12 protein-coding genes are annotated in these 15554 nt (G+C 56.1%); 3 read left to right on the plus strand and 9 right to left on the minus strand.

The genetic code is table 11. The annotated features are described in order from the left end of the window. The first annotated feature begins 281 nt into the window (after positions 1-281). Complete coding sequence (gene ompF / locus MYY08_RS07765) at positions 282-1457, plus strand: porin OmpF (protein ID WP_084970354.1); 1176 nt, start codon at positions 282-284, stop codon at positions 1455-1457. Positions 1458-1644: 187 nt separating this feature from the next. Then, positions 1645-2835 carry an amino acid aminotransferase gene (locus tag MYY08_RS07770; protein WP_084970355.1) on the plus strand — a complete coding sequence of 397 codons (1191 nt, stop codon included), beginning with the start codon at positions 1645-1647 and terminating at the stop codon, positions 2833-2835. 57 nt (positions 2836-2892) lie between these two features. Here the strand turns inward: MYY08_RS07770 and MYY08_RS07775 are convergent, their stop codons facing one another. From MYY08_RS07775 to cmoM, 7 genes are all read right to left on the minus strand, one after another. Then, positions 2893-3522 carry an MBL fold metallo-hydrolase gene (locus tag MYY08_RS07775; protein ID WP_038627015.1) on the minus strand — a complete coding sequence of 210 codons (630 nt, stop codon included), beginning with the start codon at positions 3520-3522 and terminating at the stop codon, positions 2893-2895. Positions 3523-3568: 46 nt separating this feature from the next. Then, positions 3569-4117: a peptidoglycan L,D-endopeptidase MepK gene (mepK, locus tag MYY08_RS07780; RefSeq protein ID WP_288013877.1), complete on the minus strand. Its 549-nt coding sequence runs from the start codon at positions 4115-4117 to the stop codon at positions 3569-3571. 185 nt (positions 4118-4302) lie between these two features. Then, positions 4303-6114: a L,D-transpeptidase gene (ldtD, locus tag MYY08_RS07785; RefSeq protein ID WP_038627018.1), complete on the minus strand. Its 1812-nt coding sequence runs from the start codon at positions 6112-6114 to the stop codon at positions 4303-4305. A gap of 146 nt (positions 6115-6260) precedes the next feature. Further along, on the minus strand, positions 6261-10745 hold the full coding sequence (gene mukB / locus MYY08_RS07790; protein WP_052133921.1) for a chromosome partition protein MukB: 4485 nt from the start codon (positions 10743-10745) through the stop codon (positions 6261-6263). Next, a complete protein-coding gene (gene mukE / locus MYY08_RS07795) occupies positions 10742-11446 on the minus strand; it encodes a chromosome partition protein MukE (RefSeq protein ID WP_038627021.1) in 705 nt (234 codons plus the stop codon). Before mukE ends, mukB begins: the two co-directional genes overlap by 4 nt. Then, positions 11427-12749, minus strand: a complete 1323-nt coding sequence (gene mukF / locus MYY08_RS07800) for a chromosome partition protein MukF (RefSeq protein ID WP_038627023.1) — start codon at positions 12747-12749, stop codon at positions 11427-11429. The genes mukE and mukF overlap by 20 nt, the downstream gene beginning before the upstream one ends. Further along, a complete protein-coding gene (cmoM, locus tag MYY08_RS07805) occupies positions 12746-13531 on the minus strand; it encodes a tRNA uridine 5-oxyacetic acid(34) methyltransferase CmoM (RefSeq protein WP_038627025.1) in 786 nt (261 codons plus the stop codon). Before cmoM ends, mukF begins: the two co-directional genes overlap by 4 nt. 125 nt (positions 13532-13656) lie before the next feature. Here cmoM and elyC point away from each other — a divergent pair, with 125 nt between their 5' ends. Next, a complete protein-coding gene (elyC, locus tag MYY08_RS07810; protein WP_038630066.1) occupies positions 13657-14445 on the plus strand; it encodes an envelope biogenesis factor ElyC in 789 nt (262 codons plus the stop codon). Positions 14446-14575: 130 nt separating this feature from the next. On the opposite strand, the gene kdsB is transcribed toward elyC, so the two are convergent. Continuing rightward, positions 14576-15325: a 3-deoxy-manno-octulosonate cytidylyltransferase gene (gene kdsB, locus MYY08_RS07815; protein ID WP_038627026.1), complete on the minus strand. Its 750-nt coding sequence runs from the start codon at positions 15323-15325 to the stop codon at positions 14576-14578. Continuing rightward, positions 15322-15504, minus strand: coding sequence for a Trm112 family protein (locus tag MYY08_RS07820; protein ID WP_038627028.1), 183 nt, complete (start codon positions 15502-15504; stop codon positions 15322-15324). The genes kdsB and MYY08_RS07820 overlap by 4 nt, the downstream gene beginning before the upstream one ends. Positions 15505-15554: the final 50 nt, after the last annotated feature.

Consider the following 15554-nt stretch of genomic DNA (forward strand, 5'->3'; position numbering starts at 1 on the left):
GAAATTCATATATATAAGAAGGCTGACTCTGTCAGCCTTTTTTTATTTTTGTAAATTTTGAGATATCTCACAAAGTTCCCCAATTTTTACATTTTGTAATACATATTTTCCTATTGAAACTACTATTAGGGTTTAGTAGCATTTTCGGAGTAGAATTACCTGCCGGTGAATGGAAAGATGCCAGCAGACACAGGAAGACACCAAACTCTCATCAAGCATTTGTAAATAATTCTTGACGGCAGTGGCAGGTGTCCAAATAACTCCAATGAGGGTAATAAAAAATGATGAAGCGCAACATTCTGGCAGTGGTTATTCCTGCTCTGTTAGCTGCCAGTGCAGCAAATGCAGCGGAAATCTATAATAAAAACGGCAATAAGCTGGATCTGTATGGTAAAGCTGTCGGTCTGCACTACTTCTCTGATTACGCTGGCGACGACGGTGATAACACTTACGTTCGTTTCGGCTTCAAAGGCGAAACCCAGATCAACGATCAGTTGACCGGCTACGGCCAGTGGGAATACAACATCCAGGCTAATAACTCTGAAGGCGGCAGTGACGCTCAGAATGGCAACAAAACCCGTCTGGGCTTTGCCGGTCTGAAATTCGGCGACTTCGGTTCAATCGATTATGGCCGTAACTACGGCGTAGTATATGACGCGCTGGGCTGGACCGATATGCTGCCGGAATTCGGCGGCGACTCTGCTTATTCCGACAACTTCATGAACGGTCGTAGCACCGGTCTGCTGACCTACCGTAACACCAACTTCTTTGGCCTGGTGGATGGCTGGAATTTTGCCGTTCAGTATCAGGGCAAAAACGAACGTAACGACGATCCGCGTCGTGCGAATGGCGACGGCTGGGGCGTGTCCACCAGCTACGAAACGCCAATTGGCGTAGGCTTCGCCGCTGGTTATAGCAGCAGCGACCGTACTGATGTACAGGCTGCTGGCGCACGCACTGTCTATTCTGGTGAAAACGTAACCAGTACCACCGACGTTACTGGCGAAGGCGCGGGTAAACGAGCTGAGTCTTGGGCTACTGCCATTAAATATGACGCCAACAACCTGTATCTGGCGGCTATGTATGGTGAAACCCGTAACGCAACGCCTGTCAGCGTTTCTCGCTCTGGCACTTTTGTTGCCAACAACGGTGTAACTTACGAAAATGCCACCACGTCCGGCTTCGTAAATAAAGCACAGAACTTTGAGATTGTTGCTCAGTACCAGTTCGACTTTGGCCTGCGTCCGTCTATCGCCTACGTTCAGTCTAAAGGCAAAGACATTGAAGGCGTCGGCGATGCGGATCTGATTAAATATGTTGATGTGGGCGCGACCTACTACTTCAACAAAAATATGTCTACCTACGTTGACTACCGTATCAACCAGCTGGATGATAACAACCCGCTGGGTCTGAATACCGACGACACCGTAGCACTGGGCCTGGTTTACCAGTTCTAAGAGGCGATGGATGCAGAGCGAATACTCTGCGCCAAAGCGAAAAACGGGGCCTCTGGCCCCGTTTTTGTTTCCTTATTTTCAGCTTTATATTTCCCGCGTTCTTTTTCTCGCAAACGGTTGGCATTTAAACATTCTGGCGTTAACCTGAAGCCTCATTCGCTTTTCTTGAAGCTTACGGACCTCTCATATGTTTGAAAATATTAGTGCTGCACCCGCCGACCCTATTCTTGGCTTAGCCGATCTTTTCCGCGCCGACGATCGCCCAAATAAAATAAATCTTGGCATCGGCGTTTATAAAGATGAAACCGGCCAGACGCCGGTATTAACCAGCGTCAAAAAAGCTGAGCAGTATCTGCTGGAAAACGAAACCACTAAAAATTATCTCAGCATTGATGGCCTGGCCGATTTCGCCCGCTGTACTCAGGCGCTGCTGTTCGGCCAGAATAGCGCGATTATCAGCGGCAAACGCGCCCGCACGGCGCAGACGCCTGGCGGCACCGGTGCGCTGCGTGTCGCGGCTGATTTCCTGGCGACGCAAACCGAAGCGAAACGCGTCTGGATCAGCAATCCAAGCTGGCCCAACCATAAAAACGTCTTCAGCTCCGCAGGACTCGAAGTTTGCGAATATAACTATTATGACGCCGAGACTCATCAGCTCGACTTTGACGCTATGCTGGCCAGCCTGCGCGGCGCTAAAGCAGGCGACGTAGTGCTGTTCCACGGCTGCTGCCACAACCCAACCGGCATTGATCCGACATCTGAACAGTGGGCGCAGCTGGCGGAGCTGTCCAAAGCGAGCGGCTGGCTGCCGCTGTTCGACTTCGCCTATCAGGGCTTTGCACGCGGTCTGGAAGAGGATGCGGAAGGCCTGCGTATCTTTGCCGCCAGCCACAGCGAACTGCTCGTCGCCAGCTCCTATTCCAAAAACTTTGGCCTCTACAATGAGCGTGTAGGCGCCCTGACGCTGGTTGCCGCCGATCAGAGCGTTGCAGATACCGCGTTCAGTCAGGTGAAATACACCATCCGCGCGAACTACTCTAACCCGCCGGCGCATGGCGCGGCCGTTGTCGCCACTATTCTTGGCAACGATACGCTGCGCGCTATCTGGGAGCAGGAGTTGACCGATATGCGTCAGCGTATTCATCGTATGCGTCAGCTGTTTGTGAATACATTGCAGGAGAAAGGCGCGAATCGCGACTTCAGCTTTATCATTCGCCAGAACGGCATGTTCTCATTTAGCGGCCTGAACAAAGATCAGGTTGTTCGCCTGCGCGAAGAGTTTGGCGTTTATGCGGTAAATTCTGGACGTGTTAACGTGGCGGGTATGACGCCGGATAATATGGCGGCGCTGTGCGAAGCGATCGTGGCTGTGCTTTAAGTTTTATACAATGTAAAGAATGGGCCTCTGCTGGCCCATTTTTCTTTTCTGCGGTTATCAGTTCAGGAAAGGATTACTGATGCGTTCACGGCCCAGCGTCGATATTGGCCCGTGACCAGGAATAAAAGTAATATTATCGCCAAGCGGCAACAGTTTATTTTTAATCGAGTCTATTAGCGTCTGATGATCTCCCTGCGGGAAATCGGTGCGCCCTACGCCGCCGCTAAAAATAACGTCGCCGGAAATCAGTAAACGGCCCGCGCGATGAAAAAAGACGATGTGTCCGGGCGTATGGCCGGGACAATGTAAAACGTCCAGCGTCGCCTGCCCTACCTGTACCTTATCCCCTTCTTCCAGCCAACGATCGGGCGTCAGGGGCGCGCATTCCGCCAGCCCAAACATTTGGCTCTGTACCGGCAGCGCCTCCAGCCAGAAAGCATCCTGCTTCTGCGGCCCAATAATCGATACGTTATAGTGCGCGGCCAGTTCTGCCGCCGCGCCAACGTGGTCGAGATGGCCATGGGTAAGCAGCACCGCTTTTACCGTCACATTCTGCGCTGTTACCTGCTGCTTAATCAGCTGCGCATCGCCGCCAGGATCCACCAGCGCCGCCTCGCGCGTTTCACTACACCAGATTAATGAACAGTTCTGCGCGAACGCCGTTACGGGAATAATGTGATAATCCATAATGCTCCATTATCCGCAGCCAGCAGCGCCGCGGAATTTCTCTCAGTTACCAGTGCCTAACCGGCCCGGTATCAATATGCACAAAGTTGCTGCGGGGGTAATATCCTACACCACCCGCGCGCATTTTCAGCGCCGCTTTACGCACATTGCTCAGAGAAATGCCTTCGATATGAAAATCCATCGCCTGCCCAAGCGTATGGTAACTGTGTTTAGCTACGCCACTGCCTTTTTCACGCAGCATATTATTGGTGGAAAGCGAGCGATAGCCCGAAATAAGCTGAACCGGTTTGCGGGTTTCCAGCATCGCCTGTAAGCGGTAGAGCTGATCGAACAATTTCGGGTCGATACTTTTAATTTTATTTGCCCGATAGTCACGGAAAAAATGGTTTAACCGTGCCAGCTCATCTTTATCGTAACTTTTGCCGTTAAAAAATTCCGTTTTCAGCGTTTCGCCAGTATGAAGGTTGTTAAGCGTCAGAATGCGGGGGCGAGAAGTCGAAACTGAGGCAAGAGCTGAGCCAGGAAGCAGCGCAAGCCCTGCTGCCGCACCACCAAAAACCAGCAGCTTACGACGTTGAGAATAAATAGTAGCCATAAAATGCGTTTACCTACAAAAAGAAAGCGAAGCGTGCAAAAAGTACACAAGCCCGCACCATAACCGCCACTTTTATTAACGTCAAGGTACCAGGGACAGGAATGTGAAGATAAAAGGAGAAGGGATTAAGAAACCGGCTGCCTGAGCAGGCAGGCGAGCCGGAGAAAAGAATAAAAAATCAACGACTAAAGTAACAGCTGGCCTGCCTGGGCGAGAATGCGGGTGCCCGACTGAGCCGTAGTATCATAATTGTAAATATCTGTTCGGAACTGTGTCTCGCCATCATCAGTAACCCAGGCAGTCAAATAAAACAGATTAACCGGGATGCGATGACGAATAGGCACATAGCGCGTATCGCCCTGCTTCAGGCTGCTGGAAATACGCGCGTCGTTCCAGCCTGCGTCCTGCAACAGCAGATTGGCCAATTCAGACGCTTTATTCACCCGCACGCAGCCTGAACTTAACGCACGAATATCCTTCTGAAACAGACCGTGATTGGGCGTGTCATGCAGATAGATGGCATCAGAACTGGGCATATTAAACTTGAAGCGGCCGAGCGAGTTAGTCGCGCCCGGCGCCTGACGCAGCCGGTACGGGAAATTTGACGCCGACACCATACTCCAGTCAATCATGCTGGGGTCGATAACTTCTGCATCATTGCTCCAGCCCGACAGCAGCGTATAGCCATGTTTGTAGAGATAGCTGGGATCGCGCTTAACCTTAGGAATAATATCCTGACGCACCAGCGTCGTAGGCACATTCCACGGCGGATTCAGCACCACGTTATTCAACGCGCTGCGCATCAACGGCGTTTTACGATCGGGACGCCCGACGATAACGCGCGAAGAGAGGATCTTATTGCCGTCGGCATAGTAGACCAGCGAATAGTTGGGAATATTCACCATGATGCCGTTACGCATATCATCCGGCAGCAGACGCAGCCGCTGGATGTTCAACGCCAGCAGTGCGGCGCGCAGCTGCGGCGACACATTCAGCCACTCACGCGTGCGCGGACCGACAGAGCCATCAGGGTCCAGCCCCTGCCAGCGCTGAAAACGTTTTACCGCTTCGGTCAGCTCAGAGCTGTAAACATTATCGCTGTTCGCTACCGGCTGCGACGCCGCGACATTGCCGGGATTTTCCGGCGTCGCGGCAGGCAGGTCGGCAACATTTGCCGCCGATGGGCTGACGACCGCCGTCTGGCTGTGATGATTTAGCGCGCGCGCGTCAGCGGGCGCTGCATCATCGCTGGGCGCTGGCGTATCGCTATGCGTAAGCATACCGGTGCGCTGTAAAATCTCTCTTAGCGCCGGCACGTCATCGCTGATTTGGCCTGGACGAAGCGTCTGCTTATCTTTGAGCTGCGGCCAGGGATGAGTGTCCGCCAGTAGCGTTTTCAGCGCCTTGTGCATGCGCGCATACTGCGGATGCTGCGGTGCCAGCGAACGAACAAAGGTTGACAGATGACCGGCGTCAGCGGCTGAGATCCACTGATTCGTCACGGACATCGGCGGCAGCGCCATTTTGTATGGCACACGACTGTAAAGCCACTGCTCGCCCTGCTGTGGCACACTGGAAACAAACTGCAAATAGCCGAGCATAGCGTCCGATAAAATCACATCGCGCGCCATACCGGTAATGTCGGGATTAGTTAACTGCTGTACCCACTGAGTAAACTGCGGCTGAACGCCGGAGAGCGCCATTTCCGCCAGCTGCTGCTGGAACTGCTGTACTCCCTCTCTGTCCTGCCAGAGCGGCTGCATCTGGCGCGCAGCGTAGAGGGTGGCCAGCGTTCCGGTATAAAAAGGTTTAACGCCCTGCGGCAATGCGGCCAGCATTTTCTGTTGCGCCGCGGCTGCGCTCATCGTGTCGCCAACAATCTGGCCGGGTACGGCCGTGATAATCGCCGCTTCGGCCGTTACCGTCTGTAGCAGGCTAATGGCGACCGCACAGGCCAGCGCTGTTTTTTTTACTGCATTACTTTTTGCCAGCAACATCCTTGCCCCCTGCCTGTTTTTATCGACGGTTAACACACCGTCAAACCTGTTAATTATTATAATAAGTATATAAACGAAAAACGGCATTTGTCTCAAAGAGCAAATGCCGTTGATTAGATTAAACGTCACGCAATGCTTTTACTATATCAAACCTGCGTTTTTTCATCCTCACGCTGGCCCTGTTCTACCTGCGTCTGCGGCAAACCCGCGCCCGGTATGGGATCGGCAGAAAAACCGCGTAGCCCGACGACATGAACATGTTCCGTATTGTTAAAGACTTTACGGACCAGTTTGTAAGTCGTGCCTTTCTCCGGGCTGATATTTTCCGGCGCGGCGATAATCAGCTGCATCTCCAGACGTTCACAAAGCTCAAACAGCGTAGCGATCGACTTGGCATCCAGACGCGCCGCTTCATCCAGGAACAGCAGACGACACGGGCTGATATCTTTACCGCGCAGGCGACGCGCCTCCTCTTCCCAGCTCTGCACTACCATTACCAGAATCGACATACCGGTACCGATCGCCTCGCCGGTTGACAGCGCCCCGCTCTCCGCACGCAGCCAGCCGTCCGAACCGCGGTTGACCTCGACTTCCATTTCCAGATAGTTACGGTAGTCAAGCAGCTCCTCGCCGATGGTTTGCGCCGTGCGCTGTCCCATATCAATCTGCGGATTCAGGCGCTGCCACAGCTTCGCCAGCGCTTCCGAGAAGGTCAGTCGGTTGCTGTTGAAGAGATCCTGATGCTGCTCATGCTGTTCCGACAACACATCCAGCAGCGTGGCGTGGCTTTCGCGCACATTGACGTTCAGCCGCACGCTGCGGACCTGACCAAAGCTGACGCTTTGCAGCCCCTGGTTAAGTTGACGGATGCGGTTCTGCTCGCGCTGAATAGTTTTACGGATGATATTCGCGACGCTGCGCGAACTGATCGCCAGCATTTTCTCGCGCGCGGTCAACTCTTCCGTCAGACGGCTCAGCTCGATCTCCATCTGCTCGATCGCTTCTACCGGATCGTCCGTGCGGATAATATCCTGACGAATACGCTCGCGCAGATGCTGATAAACCGCGATAAAGAACTGGATTTTGCGCTCCGGCCGCTTCGGATCTTCCGAGAGACGCAGCACATCGCGCAGATGTTCGTTGTCGGCTACCGCCAGACGCAGCGCGCCCAGCGCCTTATCCGACATCGAGCGCAGCTCGTCGCCGCCAAGGTAGGCCAGCTCGCGCCGATGCAGACGCCGCTCAACGCCGTTATCTTTTACCATGCGCATGACCGCGCACCAGCCCGCTTTAGCGCTGACCACCTGTTCACGGCTGATATGATAATCGCGCTCCAGACGGCGCAATTTCTTCTGCAGTCCATCCATCTCCGCTTCGCAGAAGGTCAGCTGTTTTTCCAGCTGGTTGCGACGGGAACGGTTATGGCTGAGCGCGTTATGCAGTTCGTCGCGACGAATGCGCGCGCGTTCTTCGGCGCTGGCGTCCGCCTGAACGCCGATATCCAGCATCTCCTGCTGCAGCTCTTTCAGCATGTCACGCTTGGCGTCATAGGCGCTCTTTAACGAGGCCAGCACCTGCGAATACTGGGTCAGCTTCGCCTGATGTTCGCGCAGCTGTTCACGGGCGCGGGCGCGCTCCGCTTCGGCATGTTCCAGACGCTGACGCAGTTTTTCGTTTAGATCGCTGGTGCCGGTCAGCATGCCGGCGGAATCCGCATAGCTGAAATGGGCGCGGCGCTGCACCACCTCGGTGATGGCGAACGCCTGCTGACGCGCCTCGCGCTGCGCCTGCTGCGCCTGCTGGTAATCTGCTTTCAGCTGTTCATGCTGCTGCGGATCGCTTTGCAGTACGCTCAGCAGCGGCTCCAACCGGGAAAGATGGCCGCCGTGCTGCTGAATAAAGCGCGCTGCCTCCTGCGCTTCGCTGAGCAGCTCACGCAGTTCTTCGCAGCGATCGGCCAGCGTGTCGTCAAGCAGCAGGTTCACGCGCGGCAGCAGGCGGTTTAACTGCGCCACGCCCTCTTTCGCCAGATCATATTGCTGACGCTGCTGCTGGTTTTCGCTTTCATGCGCGCTCAGCGCGCGTTCGATTTCGCCGCGGCGCGCATTGAGTTGGCGAATCTGCGCTTCCGGGTCTTCTTCAAACGCCACCGCCAGATGAGTGCCGATAAAGCGGCTGAAGGATTGATGCAGGCGCTGAGTTTTCTGCACGTCAAAGGAGAGCGTGGCGTACGTTTCCGCCAGCTGCTCGCGCTGGTTATGCAGCAGTTCCAGCTGCTTCTCGCGCGCGGCGCGCCCGAACAGCGGCACTTTCGGGAAGCGGGAATAGCGCCACTGACGCTCCGCCACTTTCACCACGACCGCTCTGTCCAACTCTTCAGTGCTGAACACGCTGTCGTCGAAGGATTGCGGATCGCCTTCGATCAGATAAAGATCTTCCGGGCAATCCTCCAGACCGTTCAGCTGTTCGCGCACCAGAGACAGATCGGGCACCACGATAGCGTGGCGCGACGGACCATAGAGCGCCGAGAAGTAAGGCGCGTCTTCAAAGGTGACGTCATCATAAATTTCAGAGAGCAGCACGCCGCCGAAGCGTTCGGCCAGCGCGTTAAGGCGCGGATCTTCCGAGCCGCCGGGCTGGCTTAAGCGTTCAATTTGCTGTTCGGTTTCACGTTTACGCGCCGCTACCTCGTCGCGCTCAACCGTGGTCTCACGCTCGCGCTCCAGCAGCTGCTGCATAAACTCGGTCACCTGCTGGCTGTTTTCCAGCGGTTGCCCGGTCTGCTCACTGAGCTGGGTCAGGATCTCCTGCGCCGCCAGCCAGTGCGGCGCGCGCGCGGTGAGCTGGCTGATGCGCTCACGCACCTGCTCCAGCTCCTGACGCATCATCATGCGCTGTTCGCCCGCGTCGGCGACGCTCTGCCCCAGCTGCTCGATGCGCGCTTCCAGCTCATGCTGCAGCGCTTCAAGCTCATGAGCCTCATACTGCTGGCCCTGACGTTTGCAGAACTCATTCAGCAAACGCTCCGCCTCATACTGCTCGCGCAGACGCTGTTCCATTTCGGAGAGGCGCATGCGCAACGAAGCGAGCTGTTCGGCCTGATGACGCTGGTTGGCGGCGTCGCGCAGCAGCTCCCGCCCGGTTTGCCAGGCTTCGCTGCGGCTGACCGGTCCGGCAATTTTGCATACCAGCTCGAATGCCTGCTCAAACTGGCTGTGCGCCGCCTCGGCCACGCTCATTTTCTGTTCCAGCTGCAACAGCGTTTCCGTCGCTTCCTGTTCGCGCGCCTGGAACGTCTCCTGCCACGCTTCGGCGTTGTCGATAGTCAACTCCGGCAGACGGCAGATCTCCTGCGCGCGCTTCAAAGCCGCCAGCGCCTGCTGATACTGAATCGCGCGCGTTTGCTGCACATCCAGCGCCTGCTGGTAATCCGCCAGCTGGCTTTTCAGCTCATCGACTTCCAGCTCGGCCGCTTCTCTGCGCGCTTCCCTCTCGTCCTGCACTTCGCGCGCTTCGGCCACCACTTCATTCTGCTCTTCCAGACGATAGGTCAGCTCATCGAGATCGGCCTCGTAGCGCTCGATCTTCTCCTGCTGACGCACCGCTGTCTGCACCAGATTAAGATGATCGCTGGCGGCCTGGTAGTCGGTCTCCAGATCGCTTTCGGCAGCGCTGTGTTCAGCCAGCTCGCGCGCCATTTCGACATGGCGATACTGTTCGGCGGCCAGCTGTTTACGGCTGGCGAAAAGCTCGTTGCGCAGCGCCAGCGCGCCGTCCAGATGGATGCGACGTTCGTTGGCGTGGCGCATATAGTCCGACGCCACATAATTGGTGGCTTCGGAAATAAGATGCTTAAAAAGATCGCGATCGGACTGGGTGACGCGAATCGCCTCCAGCGTCATGCGGTTTTCACGCAGCGCGGCTTCCATATCCTGAAACGCTTTACGCACGCCGCTGTTTTCCGGCAGCAGGTAATCGCGCAGCGAGCGGGTGATGGCGCTGGAAATACCGCCGTACAGCGAGGCTTCAATCAGGCGATAGAATTTGCTGCGATCGCTGGCGGAACGCAGACGACGCGCCACAATGCCCAGTTCAAACATCAGGCTGTGGTAGTCGATGATGGAGTTGTACTGTTTAAACTGCACGCCTTCCATCGCCTCGACGCGATCTTTCAGCTCATTCAGCGGCAGTACGCGCGCCTGACGCGTGCCGACCGTCTCCGTCAGCACTTCGGTAGGATGCTGCGCGCTCGGCAGGCCATGAATGCTGAAGGGACGAATATCCACTTTTTTATCGCGTCCGGCCACCTGTTGCAGTCGCACGCCGACGATTACCCGCTGATGGCGTGAGTTGACCACGTCGAGAACGGAGTAGCAGACGCCGGGGCGCAGCTTGCCGTGCAGGCCTTTATCGCGCGAGCCGCTGGTGGAGCCAGCCTCGGTGGTGTTACGAAAATGCAGCAGCGTCAGATCGGGGATGAGCGCCGTAATAAACGCCGCCATAGTGGTGGATTTGCCGGCGCCGTTGCCGCCGGAAAGCGTGGTCACCAGATTATCAAGCTCAAAGGTGCGCGCGAAAAAACCGTTCCAGTTAATCAGCGTGAGCGAGCGAAACTTGCCGCGTTCAATCATTCCTCTTCATCCTCCGCCGTTTCTGTCTGGCGCTCAGCACTCTGTTCTTCGACGCTGTTTTCCAGCGTCATCGCTTCACCGACGCGGATCATGCGTAGCTGCGCCTCGCGCGGGTCGTCGCCGCTGCGCACATCCGCGCCGAAGCGAAATACCGATTCCATAATGCGAAACTTGCTGCTGTCGTTGCCCATAAACCACACCATGCCGAGACGGCGCAGGCGGCTTAATGAGGCGCGCACCTTTTCATGCAGCTTCTGCCGATCGAGATCGGATCCAGTGGAACGCTGGTTCACCAGCTTCAGCAACTTGCCTTCGTCCGCCAGGCTCAGCAGCTCGTCATAAAGCTCCTGCTGAGAGAAAATGCCCTCGTTGGCCAGGCGCTCCGGGCTGAGATAGAGATAGCAGAGGATTTTCCCCACCAGCATATCCAGCTCCGACAGCACCGAGCGCGGGATTAGCGTCGTGGAGCGCGGGCGCAGATAGAAAAAACCTTCCGGCGCGCGTACCAGCTCCACGTTATAACGCGCATAAAACTCTTCGAGATATTCCTGGTAATCCATCAGGAAGGCGTGGTTGTCCAGCTCTTCGATACCAATATGTCGCCCCGCACGCAGCTGACTGTCCAGCGCGGGAAAAATCGGATTCGCCAGCGCCTGTGCCAGCTTAAGCGGCATCACTTGTTCAATATTTGTCGATGACATGCGCCTGCACCTTGGCTCCGTAATCATTAATGGGCTGCCATTGCGCAGGCAACCCGGAAAAATCAGCTTCCGCCACGCCTAAGCGCACCGCCTGATCGACGACGATACGCGCCACATCAAAATGACGGGCTCGTGGATACTGCGCCAGATAATCCCGCATCACCTCGCCGAGGTTAAGCGGTTTATTTTCCGTTTTGTAAATCTGCAGCGCTTCTTCAATCATTGCTGCAAGCTGCTCGCGGATTTCATTGAATTCTTCATATTCCAGTTCGGAAGGCAGCTCGCCGGTCACCTCTTCGTCACGCAGCGCCATCTCTTCGTCACGCATATCGAAGAGACGATCCGCGTTGGCGTAGGTCAGCGCCCAGGGCTGATCGAAGTAGTTCTGCACCGACTGGCGCAGCCGCTGCGCAAAGACGCGGTTTTTATCCATGTCGATGGCGGTACGAATAAATTTATGGACGTGGCGGTCATAGCCGATCCAGAGATCGATCGCCTGCTGACCCCAGCTGATAATGCGATCCAGCTTGTTTTGCAGATCGAACACCAGCTTATCGACAAAGCCGAGATCGGGGCTGCCGAGCGTGGCGTCCTGAATGCGCAGCAGGTTGGCCTGCAGCTTATCGCCCGCGGCTTCCAGCGTATCCTGCAGCTCGCGCAGCGTGCCGGAAGTTTCGGAGAGTAGCAGCTCGCAGCTGGAAATCGCGGCGCGCCAGTCCTGATTCAACAGCTCGGCGATATCGCTTTTCACCGCCTGCTGTTGTTCATCCATCAGGCGCTGAGTTAAGTCGATGCTGTCGAAGATTTCCGCGACGGAATATTTTAGCGGCGCGAAGACGTTGCGGTGCCAGTGAAACTCATCGCCATCCTCTTCCGCCGCGTCCGCCGCGCGCTTCAGCTCCTGCGCCACCACGGAAAGCTGCATCGACAGACGCAGCGTGGAGAATTCGCGCTGACGGATATAGTAATCGGTAATGCCGATAGCCAGCGGCGTGAGACGATAAATCGCGTTGCCGTCGGCCATTTCGCTGGTAAAGCGGTTAAGCAAACGCTGGCGCACCATATCGTTTATCGCATTGTTGGCGCGCACCATGACGGTTTCATGCGTCTGCTCAAAAGCTTTGCTGACGTGGCGAAACGCGTCAATCAGCTCGCCTTCGCTCATTTCGCCATCCATCCGCTCGCTGTTGAGCGTGGCGATAGCCAGCAGGAAGGCCAGACGTTCGGTAGGTAACGAAACGGAAAAATCATTCTTCCGCGCCCAGGAGACAAGCTCCGGGACAGTCTGGGAAAAATCACTCATAGTTGGTCCTTCTGGGCGGGTTTCCGCGCGGTAACATGGATATAGCGCCCGAGGCTGATAAAGGGTTCCTGTCGGCAATAGCGTGTTTCCATCGCCAGCACCCGATCAAATTCATCAATTCTTAACTGCTTATCGTGCATGTAATCATGAAATACCCGAATGCCGGCGCGGCGTTCAATGCTAAAGCCGCACGTCTGCAGCCACTGATAAACCTGCTGGGGATCGCGCGGGTAATCGGGCGACAGCGTTTTCTTTTTCCGCTTTATCATGCCCGCTTCCAGCCAGCCGAAATTCCCGTGCGCCAGATTCTGCAGAATCAGGCCGTGCAGGTTATAAAACATCAGCGACAGCACGCCGCCCGGCGCCAGCGCATCGTACAACGCGGCGAGGATCGCTTCGGGTTCGGCGACCCATTCCAGCACAGCGTGAAACAATACCAGATCGGCTGGGTTATCCAAATGTTGCGCCACCTGCTGCGCGCTAATTTGTTTAAATTGCATGTTGGCAATCACGTTCTGCTGCTCCGCATTGATGCGGGCGCGCTGCAGCATTTCACCAGAAATGTCGCACAGCAATACCTGATGACCGCGCGCCGCCAGGCCGCAGGCGATCTGCCCCTGCCCGCCGCCGACATCAAGAACATGCAGCGGCCGATCCGGCAAGGTAGTCAACAGCGCGTCCAGCTCCTGCCACAGGATGGCCTGACGAATACGCCCTTTAGTGGTACCGTAAATGTTTTGCGCGAATTTATCTGCAATATCGTCAAAGTTACGATCCTGCATTGCGGCAGCTCCGGTGAATGGCCGTTAAGTAGCGCCTATTTTGTCATACCCCAGCGCAGAATGAACCTTTGATGCAAATTCTGGCTGTCGGATGATGTTTTTTCGGACAAAAGGAATCCGTAATGTTGTTTTTTACTTTAAAAAAAATCGCTGGCGGGATACTGCTGCCTTTACCGCTCCTGCTTCTGACCATGGCCGTCGGGATTTTGCTGCTTTGGTTCACCCGCTGGCAAAAAAGCGGGAAAATCATCATTTCTGCGGGATGGGTTATCTTATTCGCGCTAAGTCTGCAGCCGGTCGCCGACGGCCTGCTGCGTCCGCTGGAAAATCGCTATCCTACCCGCAATCAGGCGGCCGACGTCGACTATATCGTGGTGCTGGGCGGCGGCTATACCTGGAATCCCGCCTGGGCGCCCAGCTCCAATCTGATCGGCAACAGCCTGCCGCGCATCACCGAGGGCGTACGTCAGTGGCGCATGCATCCGGGCGCAAAAATGATCTTTACCGGCGGCCCGGCGTTAAGCAATCCGGTAAGCAATGCGCAGGTGGCGGCAACGGTCGCCGCGTCGCTCGGCGTGCCGCAGGCGGATATCATTCTGCTTGATCGACCGCGCGATACTGACGATGAGGCGCAGGAGGTCAAAAAAATCGTCGGGCAGCGCCCGTTCCTGCTGGTGACCTCTGCGAATCATATGCCGCGCGCGATGGCCTTTTTCCACCATCGGGGCTTATCGCCTTTGGCCACGCCGGCAAATCAAATGGCGATCGACTCGCCGCTTAACTGGTGGGAAAAAGCGCTGCCTTCGCCGCTGTGGCTGAGCCATAGCGAACGCGCCGTCTATGAAGGGTTAGGCGGTCTCTGGCAGAAGATAAACGGTAAACAGGCAGCGGATAACGCCGCAGGCGGGGAATAACCGCCGTGGCCGCATGCAAAAGCGAGGCGGGAGATATTACAGAGGGAGAGGCCAATGGCTTCTCCCTCTGTCTACACGCAGCAAGAAGAAACGCACCCTTCGTCAGATACGTTCTGCCTGAGCCGGTTGTTTACCCAGCCAGCACCGCGCGCACGCGCGCCAGGTCTTCCGCGGTATCGACGCCCGCCGCAGGCGTGGTGCGCGCCACATCAACGTGGATTTTTTCGCCATACCAGAGGACGCGCAGCTGCTCAAGCAGCTCGATCTGCTCCAGTTGGCTGGGCTCCCAGCTGACATAGCGGCGGATAAAGCCTGCTCGGTAAGCGTAGATGCCGATATGACGCAGCAAGCTGTCGCCGACCGTATCGTGTGATTGCGCGAAACGTTCACGATCCCAGGGAATGGTGGCGCGAGAAAAATAGAGCGCATAGCCCTGCGCGTCGCGCACGACTTTTACCGCATTGGGATTAAATGCCTCTTCTGCGCTGTCAATCGGCACCGCCAACGTAGCCATGCCTGCAACGGAAGCGGCCAGATTGTTAGCGACCTGACAGATAATTTCTGGCGGGATTAACGGCTCATCGCCCTGCACGTTAACGATAATGGTATCGTCGGCGAACTGGCACTGCTCTATCACTTCCGCCAGCCTCTCGGTGCCGGACTGGTGATCGGGACGCGTCAGGCAGACTTCGCCGCCTGCCGCCGTCACCGCCGCCGCCACGTCAGGATGATCGGTCGCGACGATAACGCGATCGGCGCCGGACTGCATCGCTCGCTCCATCACATGCACGACCATCGGCTTGCCATGAATATCCACCAGCGGCTTGCCCGGCAGGCGCGTCGACGCGAAACGGGCAGGAATAATGGCGACAAAACTCATGGGTGTATCTCGTCCGCTGAAAGGGTGCGGGCTTCGTTTTCCAGCAGCACAGGGATGCCGTCGCGTACTGGATAAGCCAATCCGTCCGGCTTACAGATCAGCTCCTGCTGCTCTTTGTTGTAGTAGAGCTTGCCGTTACAGACCGGACAAGCGACGATTTCAAGTAAACGGTGATCCATGGTTCCTCCGTAATGGACCGAAGCCTCAGAATGGCAAGCATAACACAGCT

The sequence above is a fragment of the Mixta sp. genome (genome assembly GCF_024610815.1).
In the GTDB taxonomy this organism is placed as follows: Bacteria; Pseudomonadota; Gammaproteobacteria; order Enterobacterales; family Enterobacteriaceae; genus Mixta; species Mixta calida.